We start from the raw sequence: 19,450 nt of genomic DNA on the forward strand, positions 1-19,450 counted from the left end.
TTTCGAGCTGGCGGCAGTAGCTTAACTCACTGTCCACTAAACCCGGCGCAGCTCACTCACGCGGGTCACTTCGCGGATTGTAGCAAGTCGCGTAGAGAACGTGTTGCGGCGGTTCGAAGCAGCAGCGCAAGGAGAAGCACAATTGTGTGCCGCGCTTCAGGCCACTGTCCGAGACGCTGCAATTGCACCACTGTGGATGGCCGCTGAGGCTGAGGTAAAAGAAGTCATTGCAACCGCGGATTATGGACGAGCACTCCAGATCTTCAGCCACAAGGGTCTCGTCGAGCTAGTCGGCAACGTCTTTGGCCTCAAGACCAGCCAATTCGTCCGTCTCGTGAAGCAGCTCCTCCTCAGCGACCAACGCGCACCAACTCTAGTCGCGCTGCGGATTAACCTGCCGACGATAGCCTTTTGACGGACACCTCGTGTGCCGCTGTCTAACCGAGCGTTGGTGCCGATGGCGCTATCCGGGAAGCGACCGCGGGCGGCCGGAATGAGCGCACCGATCTGACTGGCGCGCCCGCCCGCGGACGCCTCTATTCGAAGCGCCGCAGCACAACGCCGTTCGTTAGGCACTTCAACAACTATGACTGCTCTGATGGAATTCAACGAACGGCTACAGCTCTTCAACTCCAAAGTCGAGTTGTTGTCACAGCGATCGTTCTTCGGCCATCTGACGTCTCAGCCGACGAATGTTCGCCTTAAGTGGGACCGGGATACAGGGTGGGAGTCGTCGTTTGCGGGCCCGGCGGACGAGTCAATTGAAGCTTCCGTTCTTACCATCCGGCAGTTCATGCAAGACAACGACCCGATCTCGATCAGGAACGTGGCGAACTCATACGTAACGAGTGGAGTTGACCAATCCACCATTGACGAGTACCAGAAAGTGAGGGGGTGGCTCAACGACTATCTGGATCGCGAATCGAACCTTGGCGTGGCCGAAGGGAAACAGCTGACGAACCGCGAGATCCTTTTCACCTTTGTCTACGGCGGCCTAGCTCATTCATCTGAGCCCTACCATTCGAGATATCGCGGCTTAATGGGAAGTCCATTCGCGAGTCTCTTGAAAGTCTTGTTCGTTGAGGTGCTGGGCAAGTTCATGTCTACCTTGAGGATGCTCGCCACGGTGAACCGTCGTGTGATCAATCCCGAGGGAACCGGTGCTCATTCACCACCGGCGGACGATGCGAGCGCTATCGCGCCGAGTGCCTGACACCGCGTTGCTGCTGCCGGCACGTGCCTTTGGAAGCAGCTGGCTCACTTCGCTCGCCTGCGGCATCTTTCGCGATGCGCCCCGGCAGAACGCGGATGGATAGGCGGGTGTACCGATGTGTAACCTGAGCCCACAATGGCGGTCGACCGGCAGTACGGACTCATAGAGCGGCTGGACAGGCACCTTGACGAGACGCTTACGCGCTTCGACGAAGCACGTACGCCCATCTGGGAAAGCCAAGCTGACGTTGGGAGGACTTTAGTAACCCTTGCTTCAGGGTCACTCGTAATAAGTATCACGTGGGTGCAGTTTTTGGTTACCAAGGTGCCACACCCCGAATGGCGACTGCTTCTGATCACATCATGGAGTCTGTTCGCATTAACAGTCATTCTCGCAGCAGCTCGCCAAGGTTGGTCTGGACGCGCGCGATCATATCGTCTTGGGTTTGAGCGCCGTCGCGGGGACCTGCGTGCAGTGATAGCGCGCATTGACGCAGCCGGTGGAGGCAGCGACGAAATAGATGCCGCTATCGCGACAGTCGTGGAGGAGGCCAATAGGTATCCGGCAAGCGCAGTGCGCGTTTACAACGGTATCTCGCACGTGATGTTTTGGTCCTTCGCGATTGGGTTGATCTCGCTGTTAGGGTTTGCCTTGAGGAATCTGCCTTTTTGACTGCGCTACGCACGCTCAAGTTCCAACCCACCGCTCGCATGTCATCCAGCCGCGTGAGCCGCAGGTGGCGAGAACCCACCGCCCTGATGGCGTGTAGAGTGGCACGCATGCCGCAATGCGCGGCGTCGGGCTTTACCGCGATGGTAGAGATGCAGTTCTGACGGTGAGCTACAGCGTTCCGGAAGGGGTCTCGTCCGGGTAGTTCTTGGCCAAGGCCCCTTCGTAGAGAGCGCGCGCTTCGAGCGCTTCCTCGATCGCCTTCCGAACATCCACACGCGTCAGGTCGAGCACCCGCAGTTTCCCCTTGACCTCGGCGACCGCCTCAACTCGCCTGAATGCATCGGGGTGCGTCGCGGCGTAACGGGCTAATCCCTGCAGCTTGGCCAATGCATCAGCCCAAGCGACGCTATGCGGATCCACGATGTCCACCACGATCCTGCCCTTCGAGTCCTCGGCGAAGAACAGGAAGTCGGGCCGAAGAGTCTTCGTGTCGTCACCATCCATGTAGGCCACGCCCAGTGAATCCTGCGTGGGCCGACCGGGATTCCGGTACCAGAACCGGAAGCCGTCGCGCTTCATCTCAGCACGGAGCACGGCCCGCTCCCACTCGTTCAGCTCGGCCGGATAGGCTCCCTGGCCGTCGCAGAGCACATGGTTCTCGTATGCCTGCAGCTTCGTTTCGCTACCATCCTTCTCGCGCGCGGCGGTCAACTCCCATCGCGACACGGGTCGCGCGAGATCAACGTCCTGCGGCTCGCGGCTGAGCGCTCTGATCTCGCGGTAAGCCTCCTGCCGGTCGTCGGGCAGCTCCTTGATTTGCTCCCGGTACTTCCTCAGCCATTCCTCCGCGAGCTTCGTGGCCTCGGCGTCGATGTACACGTCCAGGTTCTGCATCAGTCCCAGCGCGCCGATGTCCTCGCGCGCCTCGATCAACGCATCATCGAAGTCGTACTCTTTCTCGGGTTTCTGCCGCGCGCGGTGCTCCGTGTAGGTGCGGGCGATATCCGGGCTGATGATGCGCGCGGTGCGGCGGTACGCATCGTTGATGACGACTGCATCCGCCTCCGTCTGGAATGACCGGAACTCCGTTACCTGCGCCTTGACGTGGAGAACAATCGTTCGGCCCTCGACAGTCTTCACCGATTCTCGTTTGGACTTGAACTCGTAGGGATTCTTTGCGATGAATGCATCGAGCGCCTTGTGCATCGCCGCGTGCGCTTTCTGCCCCGCCTTCGGCAACAAGGCATCCATCGCCAGCTCGTGCGCGAGCGCGGTCAGGCGCTTCGGCGGCCTCGCGCCGTGCTGAGGGCGCGTCTGTGACGGTAGGGAAGTGAACACGTCCCAGATCACGGCGGTCACCGCCGGGTTGGGCTTCATTTCGACCGGATTGATAAGGATGCGGCCAAGCGGTGGTACGTCTCCGCCTCCCTGCATCAACGCATCCACGACGTCCTTGACTGCCTTCTCGTCGAAGAACGGAAGCAGGCAGTCCACGGAGTTGAGACGGTCGTTGCCGGGAATGCGGCGGGCGAGCGGCGTGCGTACCATGCGCCCAAGTAACTGGGTGATGTGTGTGGGGTCCTTTGCGGGCCGGAACGAGACCATCACCTCGGCGCGCGGGCAGTCCCAGCCCGTGCTGATGGCGTCCTTGGCGAGGAGCACGCGCACCCAGGTGGCGTCCTGCACGCGCTCGGGGGAGATGTAGGGGACGGTGTGCCTGCCGAAAGTCTGCGTGGTGTGCTCACCGAACACGTGCGCAATGCAATCCTCGGGAAGGTCGGACCACCGCTGAAAGATCGTGTCGAGCCACTGCCCGACCTCATTGGGGTTCGGCGTATTCGGCACCTGGAGGACCATTAGCGGCACGACACTCTCGCCGCTTTCCTGCTCTTTGCCGTACTTCGCCCACTCGGTGGCGGATTCCCGGAGCTTGTCCGTGGCGAGCCGCACCAGAACGGTATCGAACTGGCCTTCCTCGTCGGGGATGTCCACAACGATGGTGTCCTTCAGCAGCCCCGAGTCCTGGACCCGGGCGGCGTCCACCTGCACTCCCGGAAGCGTCGTGCGCCCCATTGCGCCTTCCATCGCGCGGTTGAACCGCTCGACCGTAGCGGAAATGCCGAGCACGACGGGGACCCCCGGCACGCCCTTCTCGCCGTTGATGAGCCGCTTCACGAGGGTGGATTTCTCGATTTCCGCGGCCCGACTGGGCTTGCCCATACCGCGGTGCGCCTCGTCCAGCACGAGGTAGAGCGTGAGCGACGGGTCCTCGATGGTGTTGCGGATGGTGTCCCAGATCGTGTGCGCGCGCATATCGGCGCGCATCTGGGGGAAGCCATGCTGGTCCTCCTCACTCTGATCGAAGCCGCGAACGAGCCGACTGTTCTTGCCGAGCTTCTGCGTGTTGAGGAAGTAGATCTTCCCGGGCTCGAATCGTTGGCGATGAAAGCTGTTGTCAACCACCACCATATCCGTGCTGCGGAGCCGGTCGGCGGACGCCATCAGGCGAAAGCGCGTCTGTTCGTTCAGGGATGGGTCGTCGCTGAACCAGATCACGACAGCACCGGGGTCGGCGTCGAAGTCATAGTCATCGTCGCCGTGGAACAGCGCCTCGAATACCGCCGCCGCCATGACCGTCTTGCCCGCGCCGGTGGGCGCGGTGAGCGAGAAGGCATGTCGTTCGCTTTCCTCGCGCCAGCGCTTCCGCGCCTTACGAACGCTGGCGAGGATCTCGCGGACCGCATCGTCCTGATAGTCCTTGAGGGTGACCTTCATCCTTCGCTCCCGTTAGCGAAGGCGAAATTCGTCAGGTAGGACTCGTACAGGCGAACCGATTCCACACCCTCTGGCAGTCGTCGCGCGAGCGCCTGGAAGCGGCGCTCGTCGTCAGTGACGATGTAGGCGATGCGCAGATCCTTGCTCTTGCGGACCGCCTTAAGAAACGGCGTCGCCTCGTCGAGCTCCGTAAGCAGCCCGTACGTGTCCACCACTTTCCAGCCGGCGGTAGGAATCTTCTCGATGCGCCGCCCTCGGCTGCCCGCGCGCATCCAGAGCAGTGGTGCGATGCGGGCGAAGGCCACGTGGTGGCTGACCGCAACCGGCGTCTCGTAGGTGAGTGTGAAGAACTCAGCGTTCTCCTCGAAGCCATCGGACATCGGGAATTCATCCATGAATTTGTAGGCGCCATCGAGGAGTTCGCCTTCTGGGGTCGTTCCACTAATGGCAGCGGCGATCCGCGGCTTCGTGATATGGTCGCAGATGCCCATCCGCTCCCAATCTGGATCGCCCGGGCGAAGCCCCTTGTTTCGCAAGCCGTCGTGCTCAACGGCGGCAACTTCGTTGTTCGTTACGGAGATGCACTGACGCCGACCACCATCCTGCTGGTTCAATCGCAGGATCGCATGAGCGGTGGTGCCGGACCCGGCAAAGAAGTCGAGTGCTACTGCGTTTTGCCTTTCGCCGACAAAGAAGCGAAGCGTGTCTTCGACTGCATAAAGAGACTTGGGGAATGGGAATGATCGCTTCGGGAGGAGGTCAGCAAGCACCAGAGTGCCGCCCGTCTCCGCGTTGTGTGACGGTCTGACCCAGGTGGAGGTTGGGGTCTTGAGCTTGTCCGCCACATATTCTGCGATCACGCTATTGTCGGGTGCTCGGCCGACGACTGCCGCTCGACCCGACTCAATGTCCTCAATCTTCCCGGAGGTCATGTACGAGATCTCCCACTCTTGTGGCTTGGTGGGCGTGTGACGACCAACGCGCACGAAGCCTTTCGCATGGATGACGCGCAATGCGGGCGCAGTCAGCCCCCAGTTCATCTCGACTCCATTCTCGCGAATAGGGAAAACCGCGGTGCAGCCTTTTCGAGTCGGAGCGTCTGATCGGGGAACATGGTGAGGCAACGCATCGCCGACGTGTACGATGTGGCCCTCTCGGCTGACATAAATCGGATAGAACTGCGCAGTCCCCCCCTTGGGCTTGCCCCGCGCTGACGCGGCATCGCTGCGTCGCAATGTTCTCCAAGGAACGCGAGTGCCGCCGCCAAAATCGGGGTCGACCTCCTTGCCCACGGTCGCAGTCCCGAGCATAACTATGAACAGGTACTCATCCGACCGAGCGAATCGTCCCGGTCGATGTCGCCCGCGTGGGTTTACAACGGTCGTTACCATCTCGATCACGCTTCCCAGGAACACCTGTTCGAGCAATAGGCCAAGTCTCAAGTACTCCTTTTCGTCGATTGTAACGATGAGTACTGAGTTTGACGGACTCAGTAATTCGCGAGCGAGAAGCAGTCGCCGTTCCATGAAGGCCAACCACTTACTGTGGCGATACAGATCGTCTTCCTCGACGTAATCATTGTTGTATTTCCAATCCCTAGCTCCACTGTTGTAAGGCGGATCGATGTAGATCGCGTCCACCGTGCCGCGGTGCGACCACGTCAGTGCCTTGAGCGCGTGATAGTTCTCCGCATTGATCACTGTGTGATACGGCTTGTCGCCGCCGCGCTCCACCTTTCCCGTGCTCACCAGACCGGGATAGATGGTGTCCTTGAACTCGGCGACGACGACGAGGTCTTCGACGGGCACTGACTGCGTTTCCGGCGTCGCCGCGTCGAGTAGCACCAGGTCGGCGATTTTTCGTTTGCTGGCGGTGGCGATCTTCACTACGTGCCACAGACGCTGGTCACCCTTCTTCGTTGACCCGCGCTCGGGCAACACTCTGACCTTGTCGCCCTTCCGGATAGGACGCAGCGGCAGCTCGACCGCCTCCGGCCGATGGCGCTCGAAATTCAACCCGAACGGCAGGCGCGACGACAGCGCCTTGAACTCCCGTTCGAGGTCCGCGCCCACCTGCGGGTCCTTGGCTTTTGCCTGGGCAATCAGGTCAGTCAGTCGAGACACGTTCGCTCATTTGCTCCGGGAAGACGGACGCCGGCGATGCCGAGCACTGCCCGTCGCCAAAGAAACTAGTCGTTCTCGAAGAGCGCCACCGTCTCCGGCGCGGCAGGGAGGTTGACCGCAGGCTGCCACGCGGCAACTTCACACCGCCTGTCGGGTATTGATGTTGCGATTCCGGAAGCGATCGTAAGGTTCCAGCAGGGAGGCGCAATGACGGAACACTGGACTCCGACCCTGTCAGAAGAGGGGTCAAAAGAAGTCTTTGCAGAGCAGCAGTCGCGTGAGGCGGAGACGCCGCAGCGGCGGGATATGCTCGAGCGCGTGCGAGCGGCATTTCGCGCGCTTGGTCGCCAGGATACTGAAAGGCGGGTCAGCACGGTCCGCTGATCCGATTTCCACTCAAGTGCGTTATGGCGACAGGGCCAGCGGTTGCATATTCCGAGAACCTCCTCCAGTATCCAGTCATGATTTCGCGCGCCATCGCCGTCGATGAACTGACTGCCGAAGAGCGACTCGAGCTCATCGGGCGGCTCTGGGATAGCCTGGACCCTGCTGCCGCCGCGCCCGTGACCGACGCGCTTGCCGCCGAGCTTGATCGCCGCGAGGCCGATGCCGACGCGACCCCCGACGAAGGGGATGAGTGGCCTGAGGTGAAGGCCGCACTGAGCAAGAAGCTCTGGTAAGTGCGGACGTTGCGCGTCCGTCGCGTCGCGCGGCGCGAAATCGAGGCGGCGTTCGAATGGTACCTTGCACGGTCTCCGACGGCCGCGCGGCGATTCCTGGACGAAGTTGACCACGCGATCACGACGCTCCACGCCAACCCTGAACGCCACGCCGTTGTTCGCGGCCGACTCCGCCGCGTGTTGCTGCGGCAATTTCCGTACGCCGTGTATTACAAGGTCTACCCCGCGACGATCAGCGTTGTCGGCGTGATTCACGGGCATCGCCACCCAGAGACCTGGCTGAAGCGTGCTGCGCCATAACCAGCAATTGCAGCAGACGGCGCTTTCTGTCGGTAGCGGCTGGCGGTCTTCGCCCGCCAGCCGCATCATATGTGATGCGCCGCAGCTGAATTGCGGTCGTTATGCCGAGCCAGCCTTCGACCAACATCTCAGACACGCGGAGAATCCGATAAAGACGCTTGCCTCTGTTATGGCAATGTTCGCGTGCCTCGTCCGCATAACCGAGCTCGACCAGCGGAGTCAGGTGCTCACGCTGGACGGCGGCTTCCGCGTGTATCGGCGAAACCGCAGGCAGTCGGTTCCAACGATCATGCCCGGCCGCTAGCTGCGATGCGACCGCTTCCCGTACCGCGTTGTCTAGTTGCTGTTCTCGGTGTGACCATGTTCGCGGCGTGCGAAAGGGCACCGGACGATCGCGCCGACAGCCCCTCTTCTCGGCTCTCCCTTGGCTTCGCGGTGGATACATCCGCTGCGGCCATTTCTCTTTGGGCGGTAGATCCAGCGCGTGCCGCGCTTCCAGCAGTGGTGCGAGCATGGGACGCGTATCTCACTGTCCGCGGGGACTCGACAAAGCGGCTCTCGTTCTGGTCCACCGCGGATCGCCAGCGTACACCCGACCCGGATCTCGTCCTGTACTCCGAGGGCTACGTATCACAAAGCAATGCGATACTCGTTGAAGCACTCCCTCTCGTAGCTGGGGATTCCTCGAAATGGGTATTGCGCACGGTCTACGTTGGCGGGGGCACAGCGGCGCGTCCGGGACTTCTGGCCATGGAACGCATCCATGTCGTGCAGGAGGAAGGACGGTGGGTGTTGGCGCATCCGAGCTCAGCGGAAACCGAGGGCTGGCGCCGTGAGCGAGTGGGGTTGATCGAGTATGTCGTCCACCCCGTGCTCCGCTTTGACGCGACACGGGCACTGGAAACCGCGCAATGGGTCGAAGATACGGCGCAGCGGTTCGGCGTCTCCGATGTCCGCCCGATCACGTATTATCTCGTGCCCGACCTGCCTGCCGCGTTTCGCGTCATGGGCCTGGACTGGGGCCTCACCAGCGATCGAGTGGGAGGGAAAGCCAACGCACGTGCTCGGGTGGTTTTCGCCGCGGATCCGCGATTTGGCGAAGCCTATCTACACGAACTGGCGCATGTGCTCTTGCACCCGATCACGGGAGGCGCGTCAGCGTTCGTACAAGAGGGAATTGCGCAATGGCTGGGTGGTGCGCGGGGCAAGGCATTGCCGGGCGTGTTGCACGATCTGGCCGGCTACCTCGATCGGCGGCCAACCATCGGGTTACGCGCGATCCTCACCGACGACGGCTCAAGCGCGGCAGCCAGTGCTCGTTTCCCGGCAGCGGCGGCCGTATTCGAGCTCGTCCACCGACGCGGAGGCGACACCGCAATACGAAACTTCCTCACAGCCATGGGTAAGGATGAGCCAACGCTCGACAGCCTTGCGCGCGCTCTCGGGATGGTGCCGGCGGAACTCGAATCGGAATGGCGGGCGCTCGTGCGCTCCTATTAGGCGGCAGCGCGACGCAAGGTGCGGCCGATGTCTCCGGGGCTGGCGCCGAGCGCGAACAACCCCTTCAGTAGCAGATCAACCGATACGGATCGGTCCGCGGCTTCCATCTTCGCCACTCGCGATCGGCTCGAGTTGAGGCGGCGCGCGAGCTGCTGTTGGGTAAGCCCTAACGCTGCGCGCTTCCGACGCAGCGCCTGGCTGAGTGCGACCTTGGTTTCTACGAGCGCGGCCTCTTCATGGCTGATGCCGAGGAATTCCGCCGCGGTGCCGGCCCGCCAGCCTGCCGCCTCCAGTCGAGTTCTTTTTGCTTGCTTCATTCGATCTTCCCGGTCGAGTCTAATATGCCGAAGCAGGGATTGCTCCTCGATGCGTGCTTCCTTCCAATTGAGTTCCCGCCCTTGCTTGGGCCATCGCCGGGGGCGTAGACTCCATCTGTCCTCCACTGTCCCTCTGCGGGAGTTCACATGGCCGCGCCTGCCAAACAACTGCTGCGAGAAGCCGTCGACCACGTGCCGGAAGATGCGTCCATCGAGGACGTGATGGAACGCCTGTACTTCCTGGCAAAGGTCGCGCGCGGCCTCGATGCAGCTGATCGGGGCGACACCATCTCGCATGAAGACGTAGCGCGCGAGTTTCTCGCGGACGAGTGAATCGCGTCGTTTGGACGCTAATGACGATTCGCCGACCGGTTGCACGCGCAAATGGGCGATCGTAAGGGTCAGTACTCGATAGCGATCAATGATCAGTGGCGTGTGTGCTTCAGGTTCGTTGATGGCGGCGCATATGACGTCCAGATCTGCGATTACCATTGATGCCGAGGCGAGATATGAGCATACCCAACACCCGACGGATGAGGCGCCGGCCGACCCACCCGGGTGAGATGCTGCAGGAGGACTTCATCCCGGACTACGGACTTACTGTTGCCGGTCTCGCCGAGGCCGCGGGCGTTTCGCGCCAGTCGATCAATGAACTGCTGCGCGGACGGCGCGCCCTCAGTCCGGAGATGGCGCTACGTCTCGCGCACCTTTTCGGCAACTCCCCGGAGTTCTGGCTGAACGCCCAGCGAGCGGTGGACCTATGGGACGCGGCACAGGCCATCAAGGATGACATGGCGCGTATCAAGCCTCTACGTGTCGCATGAGGCCTACTGCTCTCTAACGCAGATACTGCGGTGAAAGCCGTTGTCGTCGGTGGCGGGCCGGCCGGCCTGTACACGGCCCTGCTCCTCAAACAGGCCGACCCCCCGGACGGCTGGCCGCGCCCGTCCGGGTACAGCGGCGGCGTGACGGTCTCCGGCAGGCTCGTGGTTCTCGCCGGACAGGTCGGCTGGAACCCGCTCACTGCCGAGTTCGAGACGGACCAGCTCACCGCGCAGGTACGGCAGGCGCTGATGAACATCGTCACGCTGCTCGCGGAAGCCGCAGTAGTGCCGGAGTGACCGCGCGCGAAGCGGTCATCGTGGACGCGGTCCGCACGCCGGTTGGGCGGCACCGCGGGGCTCTCGCCCGCGTTCGGCCCGACGATCTCGCCGCGATCGCGATCGCGGGGCTGATCGCCCGCACCCGAATAGATCCTGCCGGCATCGACGATGTGATCCTGGGCTGCACGAACCAGGCGGGCGAAGACAGCCGCAACGTGGCGCGCATGGCGCTGCTGCTCGCCGGGCTGCCGGTCGAGGTGCCGGGGCAGACGGTGAACCGCCTGTGCGGCTCCGGACTGCAAGCGGTGGCGAGCGCGGCGCAGGCGATCCGCGCGGACGAGGGCGATTGCTTCATCGCGGGCGGCGTCGAGAGCATGACCCGCGCGCCGTGGGTGATGCTCAAGCCCGACGAGCCGTTCGCGCGCGGCGTGCCGAGGACCGCGGATTCGACGATCGGGTGGCGGTTCGTCAACCCGGCGATGCCGCGGGAGTGGACGATCTCGATGGGTGAGACCGCCGAGCGCGTGGCCGAGCGGTATGGAATCACGCGCGAGGAGCAGGACGCGTTCGCGCTGGAGAGCCAGCAGCGGACGGCGCTGGCGGTGAGCGGCAATCTTTTCGCGGACGAGATCGTGTCCGTAAAGACGCTGGATTCACAGGGCAATCCCGTTGTGGTCGCGCGCGACGAGCATCCGCGTCCCGAAACCACGGCGGCGGCGCTCGCCGCGCTGCGACCGGCGTTCATGCGGGACGGCGGTACGGTGACGGCCGGCTCCGCCAGCGGGATCAACGACGGCGCGAGCGCGGCGCTGGTGATGGAGCGCGGCGCCGCGGAGCGCGCGAAGCTGCGGCCGATCGCGCGCATCGTGGCCAGCGCGGTGGCCGGCGTTTCTCCGGAAGTAATGGGAGTCGGCCCGGTTCCCGCCACGCGCAAGGCACTGGAGCGCGCGGGACTGTCGGTGTCCGACCTCGACGTCGTGGAGCTCAACGAGGCGTTCGCGGCGCAGGCGATCGCGTGCATGCGCGATCTCGACCTCGATCCCGGGAAGGTGAACGTCAACGGCGGTGCGATCGCGCTCGGCCACCCGCTCGGCTCCAGCGGCGCGCGCATCCTGACCGCGCTCGTGCACGAGCTGCGGCGCCGCAAGGCGAGATACGGCCTCGCGACGATGTGCATCGGAGTGGGCCAGGGTATCGCGACTATCGTGGAGCGCGTCGAGTGAGGACGGAGAACTGATGGCGGTTGCCGGTATCCGCGTTACCGACTGTCACGTCCACGTGCACCCGTGGCGCGACATGCCCGACGACATCGTCGAAGTGCTCAAGCGCGGCCAGCAGGACATCGAGCTGCTTCTGGAAGCCATGTACGATCCCGCGCTGCTGCTCCGCATGATGGACGAGGACGGCATCGACCGCGTCGGGCTCGTTAACTATCCGTCGCCGGACGTGATGCGCACCGATTGGCGGATCAACGAGCACGCCGCGCGGTATTGCGCGGCCGATCCCGCGCGGCTGCTTCCGATCGGCGGCGTGCATCCGCGTGTCACGACCGATCCGGCTGGAGACGTGGACGCGCTGATCGAGATGGGCATGCACATGCTCAAGCTGCACCCGAATCACCAGCAAATGACGGCCAATGCGTACACCGACGGTCTCGAGGCGCTGGGCAAGATCTACAGCCGGTGTGAAGCGCGCGGCCTGCCCGTGCTGATCCATACCGGCACCAGCATCTTCCCGCGCGCGCGCAACAGGTTCGGCAACCCGCTGGAGGTGGACGACGTCGCGGTCGACTTTCCCGACCTGCAGATCGTGCTGGCGCACGGCGGCCGGCCGTTCTACATGGGCGAGGCCTTCTTCGTGCTGCGCAGGCACAAGAACGTGTGGTTCGATCTTTCCGGCATTCCGCCGAAAGCGCTGCTCGAGTATTTCCCCAAGCTCGCCGAGCTCGAGCACAAGCTGCTGTGGGGCAGCGACTGGCCGAGCCCCGGCGTGACGCGGATGCGGCGGAACGTGGATCAGTTCATGGAGCTGCCGCTATCGGACTCGCTCAAGCGCGCCGCGCTGGAGACGAATCCCGAGCGCTTGCTGCCGCGCGGTGGACGGACGGTCTAGCCGGCGGTCGGAAGAGTGCGGCGGACCGGCGGCGAGCCTTCGAGCGTCCGCCAGATGTTGTAGATGAAGCAATAGGCGGCGACCGCCCCCATCACCCCGCCGAGCGCCAGGAGATAGATGGACGCACGCTCGCCATGCGCCCGCGCGGCGAATCCGGCGGCGAGCAGAGCCAGGCCGACGTTCGCCAGCCAGAGCTGCGCGACCGCGATCTTCACGTTGTGGATCGCGTTGCCGGTGAAGCGCGGCATCACGTGATAGGCCACGCCGTAGATCATCATGCTCACGAAGCCAAGCAGGTTCATGTGCAGGTGAGCGGTCCGGTACACCGCCGTCTCCGGATGCACGGCCATGATGACGCCGAGCGTCACGCCGAGGCCGAGCCACACAAGCCCCGCCTTGACGAAGGCCTTCGTGAACCAGTCCATCAGGATGTGCTGGCGAGGCTCACTTGCTCGAGTGCATGCACCAGCGCCGCGGCGTCGAGTCCGGCGACCTTCGCGGCCTCGGTGAGCGTGCGCGTGCCGCCGCAGCAGGTGTCGATGCCGTACGACCGGAGAGCCGCGGCGGTCTCAGGGCGAAAGTGGACCAGCTCGTGCACGGTCCAGGCAGGATCGATTTTAACGCTGTCGTCGATTTGCATCGGTAACTCCGAAAAAATGAATTGAGGCGGTTCGAGGCGCGCGGCGCGCCCGGGATCAGCCGACCGGCGCCAGCTGTCGAGGCGCGGAGATCCAGCTGAGCAGGTAGTCGATGACGTCACCGGCCGAGTAGCTGCTCCGCCCGTCGAGGAACGCGGCGATCGTCTTGAGGTCGTCGCCGCTGGTGACGAGCGGCGGCTCCTCCTCGCCCGAGACGCGGATCTGCGCCTGGCCGACGTTGGCGGTGAGCGCGTTGCACAGACATTGGCGGCCGACCGTGTCCTCGATCGCTCCGCCTTTGCGCACGTAATCCTCCACGGGCTCCGCCGCGCAGCGGAATCCGATCCGGCCGTCGTCGCGCTTGTACGCCACGCGCAGATAGCCTAGGTCGCACAGCCGCTGCCGCTCGGGCTTGCCGCTGTCCTTGCCCCAGCGGGCGACCTTGAACGGGTAGCCCGTGGGCGACGCGCGCGGATCCGTGAAGACGTCCACGTCGCCCCGCGCGGCGTGGTCGAGGATCTCCTGCTTGAGGCCTGGCTCGAGCCCGGACTCCTCGCAGAAGGCGAACAGCGTCCCCACCTGCACGCCCGCCGCGCCGACCTTGAGCGCGTCGACGAGGTGCTTGGGCGAGCCGGCGCCGCCGGCGAGCCAGAAGGGAAGCCCGAGCTCCCGCATCTTCTCCATGTTGACGTCGTCGCGCTCGCCGTACAGCGGCTCGCCGCGCTCGTTGAACCGCGGCTCCCCGCGGGGCGGCGCGTTGTGCCCGCCGGCGGTCGGCCCTTCCACGACGAATCCCTCGACGGTTCCGTTCGCCTTGCGGGCGAGAGTCGTCGCCAGCGAGTTGGCCGACACGATCGGCAGGAATGCCGGCCGTTCGACGGACACGCCCGGGTCGACACCGCATTCCCGCGGATCGAGGGTCATCGACATCGATTCGCCGGCGGCAAGACCCTCAACCTCGAGCTTCATCGCGGCGGGCCGATGCTCCGCCAGCGCGTCGAGCACGCCGGGAACCTCGCGCGGAATGCCGGCCCCCATGAGCACGTAATCCACCTTCGCGAGCATCGCGCCGTACAGCGAGGCGAGATTGGGGAGCTGCACTTTCGTGAGAAGATTGATGCCGACCTTGCCGGAGTGGCCTTCCTTGGCGAGGTACACTTCGACGAAGTTTGCCAGCATGGTGAGCTGCTGCCGCGCGATGCTCACCGGCAGCCTGTACATCTGGAGCAGCTTGTACCGCTCCCCCGCCGCTCGTCCAGCGGGGCGGAAATAGCGGTGCAGCGCGGCGTCGGCCACTCCCGGTATCGGAAAGCTCTTCATTGCGCGCCGCAGGTGACCCCCGATATCGCCGTCCTGCAGCCGCCGGACGAACACCGTGTCGAGCACGGTCCCGGACACGACGCCGAGCTGTCCGCGGATCGAAACGGCACGAGCGAGCTTCCAATTGGAAATGGCCACGCCCATCCCGCCCTGGATTATTTGTGGAAGTGCTGACGCTTCGGGCATTTATGAGAGACGAGGGTTGGAAACACCAAGGCGCAAGTTATTCCCACCCTTGAATACCCCGCTGTCGGGCAATGCGCGAGCCCTTTGTGGTGGATACCCCGACGACCGGAGCCGCGCGGCTCGGTCAGCTCATTCGGCGTCGTCGTAGGGCACGAGCGGCTCGTGCGTCCAGCCGGCGTCGAAGTTCACGCTGCCGTCGGCTGGCGGGGCGATCTCCGGCAGCCGCCGCTCCGCGACCGCCCGGTTGAGGTCCGTGGTCGAGACGATGCCCGCGAGGCGGTCGTGGTCCATCACCAGCAGCCGGTGCACTTTGGCCTCCTGCATCATCCGCGCGGCCGCGATCGCGGGCTCGTCGGCTCCGATCGTCTTCACCTTCGTCGTCATCGCGTCCGCGACGGTGTATTCGTCGAGCACGTCCATGTTGGAATCCGACATCCCGGCGAACCTCATGTCCACCTCGGTGTCGGCATCGTTCAGGAAATCCGTGAAGAACGCGCCGTCGCTGAGCGCGTCGCCGGCCAGCTCGATGCCGGCCTCGTCGTCCATGTCCGGCAGATCGTCGAACTCCGCCTCGGCGTCCGGTCCGCGCGCGGCTTCGGGCGACGCGGCGGCGAACGCCAGCAAGTCGCTCGCCGAGATCACTCCCACGAGCTTGCCGCCGCTGGAGACGGGCGCTCCGCTGATGTGCTCGCGCGTGAAGAGCTCCATGGCGTCGCGTAACGAGGTTCCGGGCGTGACGGTGATGGGCTCGCGGGTCATTATGTCGCGTACCTTCAACATGGTCGTGTCCTCCACAGCTGATTGATGCTCACCCGGGAGCGCTCGCCGGCGTCACGAGCACCGGCCCCGAGCCCTGGCGCAGGACGAATTCCGCGGTGCTTCCGAGGAAGCGTCCCCGCCGCGGATCATGCGAGCCGAGGATGATGAGATCGGCGGCGTGCCGGCTCGCCGCGCGCAGCAGCTCGAAGCACACGTCGCCAACGGCGACGTCGAGGTCCGCGCGAATGCCCGCCTCCTCGATCCGTCCCCGGAGCCACGCTTCGGCGTGCTGCCGCAGCTGGCGCTCCGCGGTCGTGATCTCCGACTCGCTGGCGGCGACTTTCACGAACCCCGCCAGCATGGGAGAGCAAACGTGAACTACCACAACGCACGCGCCGTCGTGTCGCGTCAGAAGCGGGATCCACTCGAGCATCGCCGGACTGAATCCGGAATCGTCCACCGCCACCAGCACGATACGCACGCCGTTCTCCGGCAGATTCCGCGCGAGCAGCAACGGTTGTCGCGCATGCCTGGCGATCCGCTCGGCCGTGCTCCCGAGCAGCTTCCACACGCCGGACCTCCGGCCGTGCGATCCGACGACCAGCAGGCGCGCGTCCATTTCCTCGGCCATTGCCGGCAGCCGGTCCTCGGGCCGCCCCACGGTGACAGCGGCTTCCGCCGGGCGCTCCAGCGTCGCGGAAAGCTCCTGCAGGCGCTCCTCCGCGCCGCGGGTCGCGTCCTCGATCAGCGTAGCGGTCGAAGGATAGAATCCGCTCAGAAAACGCGGTGGCTCCGGCAGCCAGACCGAGTGCGCGAGCACGAGCTTGCCGCCGAGCAGATGCCGCGCCGTCCACCGGGCCGCCGCCAGCGACGGCTCCGCAAAATCAACCCCTACGACTATCGGCTGGATGTCCATCGCTGCGGCTCCACGGGTTCAACGAGGAAGATGCATCCGGCGCCGCAGCGCGGCAGTCGGGGAAGTCTGGACCGCGTGTAAGGGACTGCCGCAGCGGGTCAGTACAACGGCTGCCGGCGGATGCGGTTGAAGGCCTTGTCGAGCTCGCCGCCGAAGACCACGGCGGTACCGACGACCAGGATGACGAGCCACTGCTCGCCGGTCGGAGGCACGGTGTGAAAGATCTTCTGGAGAGGGGAGAGATACAGCGCGGCGGCGTGGGCGAACGCGGCGGCCACCAGGCTGAGGAACAGCGGCTTGTTGGAGAGCGGCGGAAGCATGAAGACCGAGCGCTCGAGCGAGCGGCAGTTGAAGACGTGAAAGAACTGGAACACCACCATCTGCGTCATGGCCACCGAGCGGGCGGCAGCGAGGTCGTTGGTGGACGTCAGGACCCACCAGAATACCGCGAGCGTTCCCGCGGCCAGCACCGCTCCGATCAGGGCGAGCCGGCCGAGCAGACGACGGTCGAGGACACCTTCCGCCGGCGAGCGGGGTGGCCTGCGGAGCAGTCCGGGCTCGCCGGGCTCGAACGCGAGCGCGACGTCCTGGAGGCCGTTGGTGACGAGATTGATCCAGAGGATCTGCGCCGCCGCGAAGGGCAGCGGCCAGCCCGCGATGAGCGCGAACAGCAGCGTGAGGACCTCTCCGGCCGCGGTGGACAGCAGGAAGAACGTGACCTTGCGGATGTTCGAGAAGACGACGCGTCCTTCCTCCATCGCCGCGGTTATCGACGCGAAGTTGTCGTCGGCGAGGATCATCGACGCCGCTTCGCGCGCGACGTCCGTACCGCTCGAGCCCATGGCTATGCCGAGATGCGCCGCGCGCAGCGCCGGCGCGTCGTTGACGCCGTCGCCGGTAACGGCGACGATCTCGCCGGACCGTTTCAGGCTCTCGACGATCCGCAGCTTCTGCTCGGGAGCGACGCGGGCGAAGACGTTGCGCGTCTGCAGCGCCGCGTCCAGCTCGGACGCGGACATCGCCGCCAGCTCGCGGCCGCTTACGGCTCGCTCGTCGCCCATCAGCGCGAGCTGCCGGCCGATCGATTCGGCGGTGTTGACGTGGTCGCCGGTGATCATCAGCACGCGGATTCCCGCCGCGTGCGCGACGTTCACGGCGCCGGCCGATTCCTCACGCAGCGGATCCTCGAGCGCGACGAGGCCGGCGAACGTGAGATCGCGGATCGACCTGTCGTGCACCGCGTCATCGGTGAAATCACGCGAGGCGAGCGCCAGGACCCGGAGCCCGCGCGACGCGAGCGCCGCGGCTTTGTCCGCGATGGCGTCCGCGGCGAGATCCACGCGGGCGGTGATCCCTTCCGCGCCGATCAGCATGTGGGCGCACCGCGCGAGCACGGCCTCCGGCGCCCCTTTTACCATGAGCGTCCTGGTTCCTGCGTGGCGATTGACCGTCGCCATCAGCTGCCGCTCCGGCTCGAACGGAAGGATGTCCGACTGCGGATACTGCGTCCGCGTCGCGATCGGATTCAGGCCGCCCTTGGCGGCCACGACGTGCAGCGCCAGGTCCGTCGGGTCGCCGACGCGCTCCAGAACGCCGTCCAACACCGGCGGCTCGGCCTCGTTCGCGAGCGTCGCGATCAGCAGAGCCTGACGGAGCAGGGCATCGCCCTCGCGCGCGATCCTGCCCGCGAACAGTATGCGCCCGCGCGGCGAGTAGCCGATTCCCTCCACCTCGTACTCGCCGCTCGCCGTCCATATGGCCCGCACGGTCATCTCGTTCTTCGTCAGCGTGCCGGTCTTGTCGGCCCCGATGACGGTGGTGCTGCCGAGTGTCTCCACGGCCGGCAGAGACCGGATGATCGCGTGCCTGTTCGCCATCCTCCGGACTCCGATCGCGAGCGTGACCGTGAGCACGACGGGAAGTCCCTCGGGCACCGAGCCGATCACCATCGCCACGGCCACCACGAAGATCTCCGACACGGACAGCCCTCGCATGACGCCGAGAACGGCCACCACGATCGCCAGAACGATAGTGAGCACGCCGACCTGCTTCCCGAACCGCTGGATCTTCCGCTGGAGCGGAGTGACGGTCTTGCCGGTCTCGCGCATGGACTGGGCGATTTTCCCGAGCTGCGTGGCGACGCCCGTTTGCACCACGATTCCGCGGCCGCGCCCGCGCGTGACGGTCGTGCCGGCGAATGCCATGTTGGCCTGGTCGCCGACGATGGTCGCTTCGTCGGCAATCGGCGTCGTAGTCTTGCCGACCGACGCGGACTCGCCGGTGAGCGTGGATTCGTCGAGCTCGAGGTCGTGCACCCAGGCGAGGCGGAGGTCGGCGGGAATGCGCGCGCCCGAGGAGAGCAGCACCACGTCACCGGGCACCAGCTCCCAGCTGTCGATGGTCCTGCGCTCTCCGTCGCGCACGACTTCGGCCTTCGACGTGCTCATCCGCGCCAGCGCGCGCATGGCCGTGCGCGCGCGGAACTCCTGCGTGAACCCGATCATCGCGTTGATGATCACCACCGCGGTGATCACCGCGGTGTCGGTCACTTCGCCGACCGCCAGCGTCACCACCGCGGCCACCAGCAGGATGTAGATGAGCGGGTCGCGGAACTGGCGGAGCAGCAGCGACCACCACGGTGTCTCCCGCTCCGCGCCGATATCGTTCGGGCCGTGTCTTGCCAGGCGGTTTCTGGCGTCCGCCCAGTTCAGGCCCCTGTCGGTGACGTGGAGCTCGCGCTCCACCTCGGCCACGGACAGCGAATGCCACGGCGAACGAAATGCCTCCGCGGCGGTCGAAATCCCGGTCGGCCGGAGCGCCGTGCCCATGGGAGTAG

19 protein-coding genes are annotated in these 19,450 nt (G+C 64.9%); 10 read left to right on the plus strand and 9 right to left on the minus strand.

Features of this window, described 5'->3' with window-relative positions; translation table 11 throughout:
* Window positions 1–100: 100 nt before the first annotated feature.
* The gene (locus WEA80_10705) at window positions 101–415 is read left to right on the plus strand and encodes a hypothetical protein (protein ID MEX1187048.1); all 315 of its coding nucleotides are present in this window, start codon (window positions 101–103) and stop codon (window positions 413–415) included.
* Between the two features lie 183 nt (window positions 416–598).
* Window positions 599–1,213, plus strand: a complete 615-nt coding sequence (locus WEA80_10710) for a hypothetical protein (GenBank protein ID MEX1187049.1) — start codon at window positions 599–601, stop codon at window positions 1,211–1,213.
* 840 nt (window positions 1,214–2,053) lie between these two features.
* On the opposite strand, the gene WEA80_10715 is transcribed toward WEA80_10710, so the two are convergent.
* Together WEA80_10715 and WEA80_10720 are read right to left on the minus strand one after the other, a co-directional pair.
* Window positions 2,054–4,660 (minus strand): DEAD/DEAH box helicase family protein, encoded by a 2,607-nt coding sequence (locus tag WEA80_10715; GenBank protein ID MEX1187050.1) that lies wholly within the window; start codon window positions 4,658–4,660, stop codon window positions 2,054–2,056.
* Window positions 4,657–6,783: a DNA methyltransferase gene (locus tag WEA80_10720; GenBank protein MEX1187051.1), complete on the minus strand. Its 2,127-nt coding sequence runs from the start codon at window positions 6,781–6,783 to the stop codon at window positions 4,657–4,659. Before WEA80_10720 ends, WEA80_10715 begins: the two co-directional genes overlap by 4 nt.
* 461 nt (window positions 6,784–7,244) lie before the next feature.
* On the opposite strand from WEA80_10720, the gene WEA80_10725 reads away from it, so the two are divergent.
* From WEA80_10725 to WEA80_10740, 4 genes are all read left to right on the plus strand, one after another.
* A complete protein-coding gene (locus tag WEA80_10725) occupies window positions 7,245–7,463 on the plus strand; it encodes an addiction module protein (GenBank protein MEX1187052.1) in 219 nt (72 codons plus the stop codon).
* The gene (locus WEA80_10730; GenBank protein MEX1187053.1) at window positions 7,464–7,763 is read left to right on the plus strand and encodes a type II toxin-antitoxin system RelE/ParE family toxin; all 300 of its coding nucleotides are present in this window, start codon (window positions 7,464–7,466) and stop codon (window positions 7,761–7,763) included.
* Between the two features lie 175 nt (window positions 7,764–7,938).
* The gene (locus tag WEA80_10735) at window positions 7,939–8,067 is read left to right on the plus strand and encodes a hypothetical protein (GenBank protein MEX1187054.1); all 129 of its coding nucleotides are present in this window, start codon (window positions 7,939–7,941) and stop codon (window positions 8,065–8,067) included.
* Between the two features lie 446 nt (window positions 8,068–8,513).
* The gene (locus tag WEA80_10740; GenBank protein ID MEX1187055.1) at window positions 8,514–9,263 is read left to right on the plus strand and encodes a hypothetical protein; all 750 of its coding nucleotides are present in this window, start codon (window positions 8,514–8,516) and stop codon (window positions 9,261–9,263) included.
* Here the strand turns inward: WEA80_10740 and WEA80_10745 are convergent.
* Window positions 9,260–10,072, minus strand: coding sequence for a helix-turn-helix transcriptional regulator (locus WEA80_10745; GenBank protein ID MEX1187056.1), 813 nt, complete (start codon window positions 10,070–10,072; stop codon window positions 9,260–9,262). The two genes, WEA80_10740 and WEA80_10745, sit on opposite strands and share 4 nt — an antisense overlap.
* Before the next feature lie 41 nt (window positions 10,073–10,113).
* Between WEA80_10745 and WEA80_10750 the strand changes: the two genes are divergently transcribed.
* Genes WEA80_10750 through WEA80_10765 form a run of 4 tightly spaced genes read left to right on the plus strand, consistent with a single transcriptional unit; the run spans window position 10,114 to window position 12,795 of the window.
* Window positions 10,114–10,404, plus strand: a complete 291-nt coding sequence (locus tag WEA80_10750) for a HigA family addiction module antitoxin (protein ID MEX1187057.1) — start codon at window positions 10,114–10,116, stop codon at window positions 10,402–10,404.
* 30 nt (window positions 10,405–10,434) lie between these two features.
* Window positions 10,435–10,701, plus strand: a complete 267-nt coding sequence (locus WEA80_10755) for a Rid family hydrolase (protein ID MEX1187058.1) — start codon at window positions 10,435–10,437, stop codon at window positions 10,699–10,701.
* Window positions 10,698–11,906 (plus strand): acetyl-CoA C-acyltransferase, encoded by a 1,209-nt coding sequence (locus WEA80_10760; protein MEX1187059.1) that lies wholly within the window; start codon window positions 10,698–10,700, stop codon window positions 11,904–11,906. Before WEA80_10755 ends, WEA80_10760 begins: the two co-directional genes overlap by 4 nt.
* Window positions 11,907–11,919: 13 nt before the next feature.
* The gene (locus WEA80_10765) at window positions 11,920–12,795 is read left to right on the plus strand and encodes an amidohydrolase family protein (protein ID MEX1187060.1); all 876 of its coding nucleotides are present in this window, start codon (window positions 11,920–11,922) and stop codon (window positions 12,793–12,795) included.
* Here the strand turns inward: WEA80_10765 and WEA80_10770 are convergent.
* The 6 genes from WEA80_10770 to WEA80_10795 all read right to left on the minus strand — a co-directional run bounded on the left by WEA80_10770 (window position 12,792) and on the right by WEA80_10795 (window position 19,442).
* Window positions 12,792–13,220: a hypothetical protein gene (locus WEA80_10770; GenBank protein ID MEX1187061.1), complete on the minus strand. Its 429-nt coding sequence runs from the start codon at window positions 13,218–13,220 to the stop codon at window positions 12,792–12,794. The genes WEA80_10765 and WEA80_10770 overlap by 4 nt on opposite strands.
* Entirely contained in the window at window positions 13,220–13,435 is a 216-nt protein-coding gene (locus tag WEA80_10775; GenBank protein ID MEX1187062.1) for a DUF542 domain-containing protein, read from the minus strand. Before WEA80_10775 ends, WEA80_10770 begins: the two co-directional genes overlap by 1 nt.
* A gap of 55 nt (window positions 13,436–13,490) precedes the next feature.
* Window positions 13,491–14,891 (minus strand): nitronate monooxygenase, encoded by a 1,401-nt coding sequence (locus tag WEA80_10780; protein ID MEX1187063.1) that lies wholly within the window; start codon window positions 14,889–14,891, stop codon window positions 13,491–13,493.
* Between the two features lie 177 nt (window positions 14,892–15,068).
* Window positions 15,069–15,719, minus strand: coding sequence for a CBS domain-containing protein (locus tag WEA80_10785; GenBank protein ID MEX1187064.1), 651 nt, complete (start codon window positions 15,717–15,719; stop codon window positions 15,069–15,071).
* 28 nt (window positions 15,720–15,747) lie between these two features.
* Complete coding sequence (locus tag WEA80_10790; GenBank protein MEX1187065.1) at window positions 15,748–16,614, minus strand: universal stress protein; 867 nt, start codon at window positions 16,612–16,614, stop codon at window positions 15,748–15,750.
* Between the two features lie 98 nt (window positions 16,615–16,712).
* Window positions 16,713–19,442 (minus strand): HAD-IC family P-type ATPase, encoded by a 2,730-nt coding sequence (locus WEA80_10795; protein MEX1187066.1) that lies wholly within the window; start codon window positions 19,440–19,442, stop codon window positions 16,713–16,715.
* Window positions 19,443–19,450 lie beyond the last annotated feature (8 nt).

Source organism: Gemmatimonadaceae bacterium (genome assembly GCA_040882285.1).
Taxonomy (GTDB): domain Bacteria; phylum Gemmatimonadota; class Gemmatimonadetes; order Gemmatimonadales; family Gemmatimonadaceae; genus JACDCY01.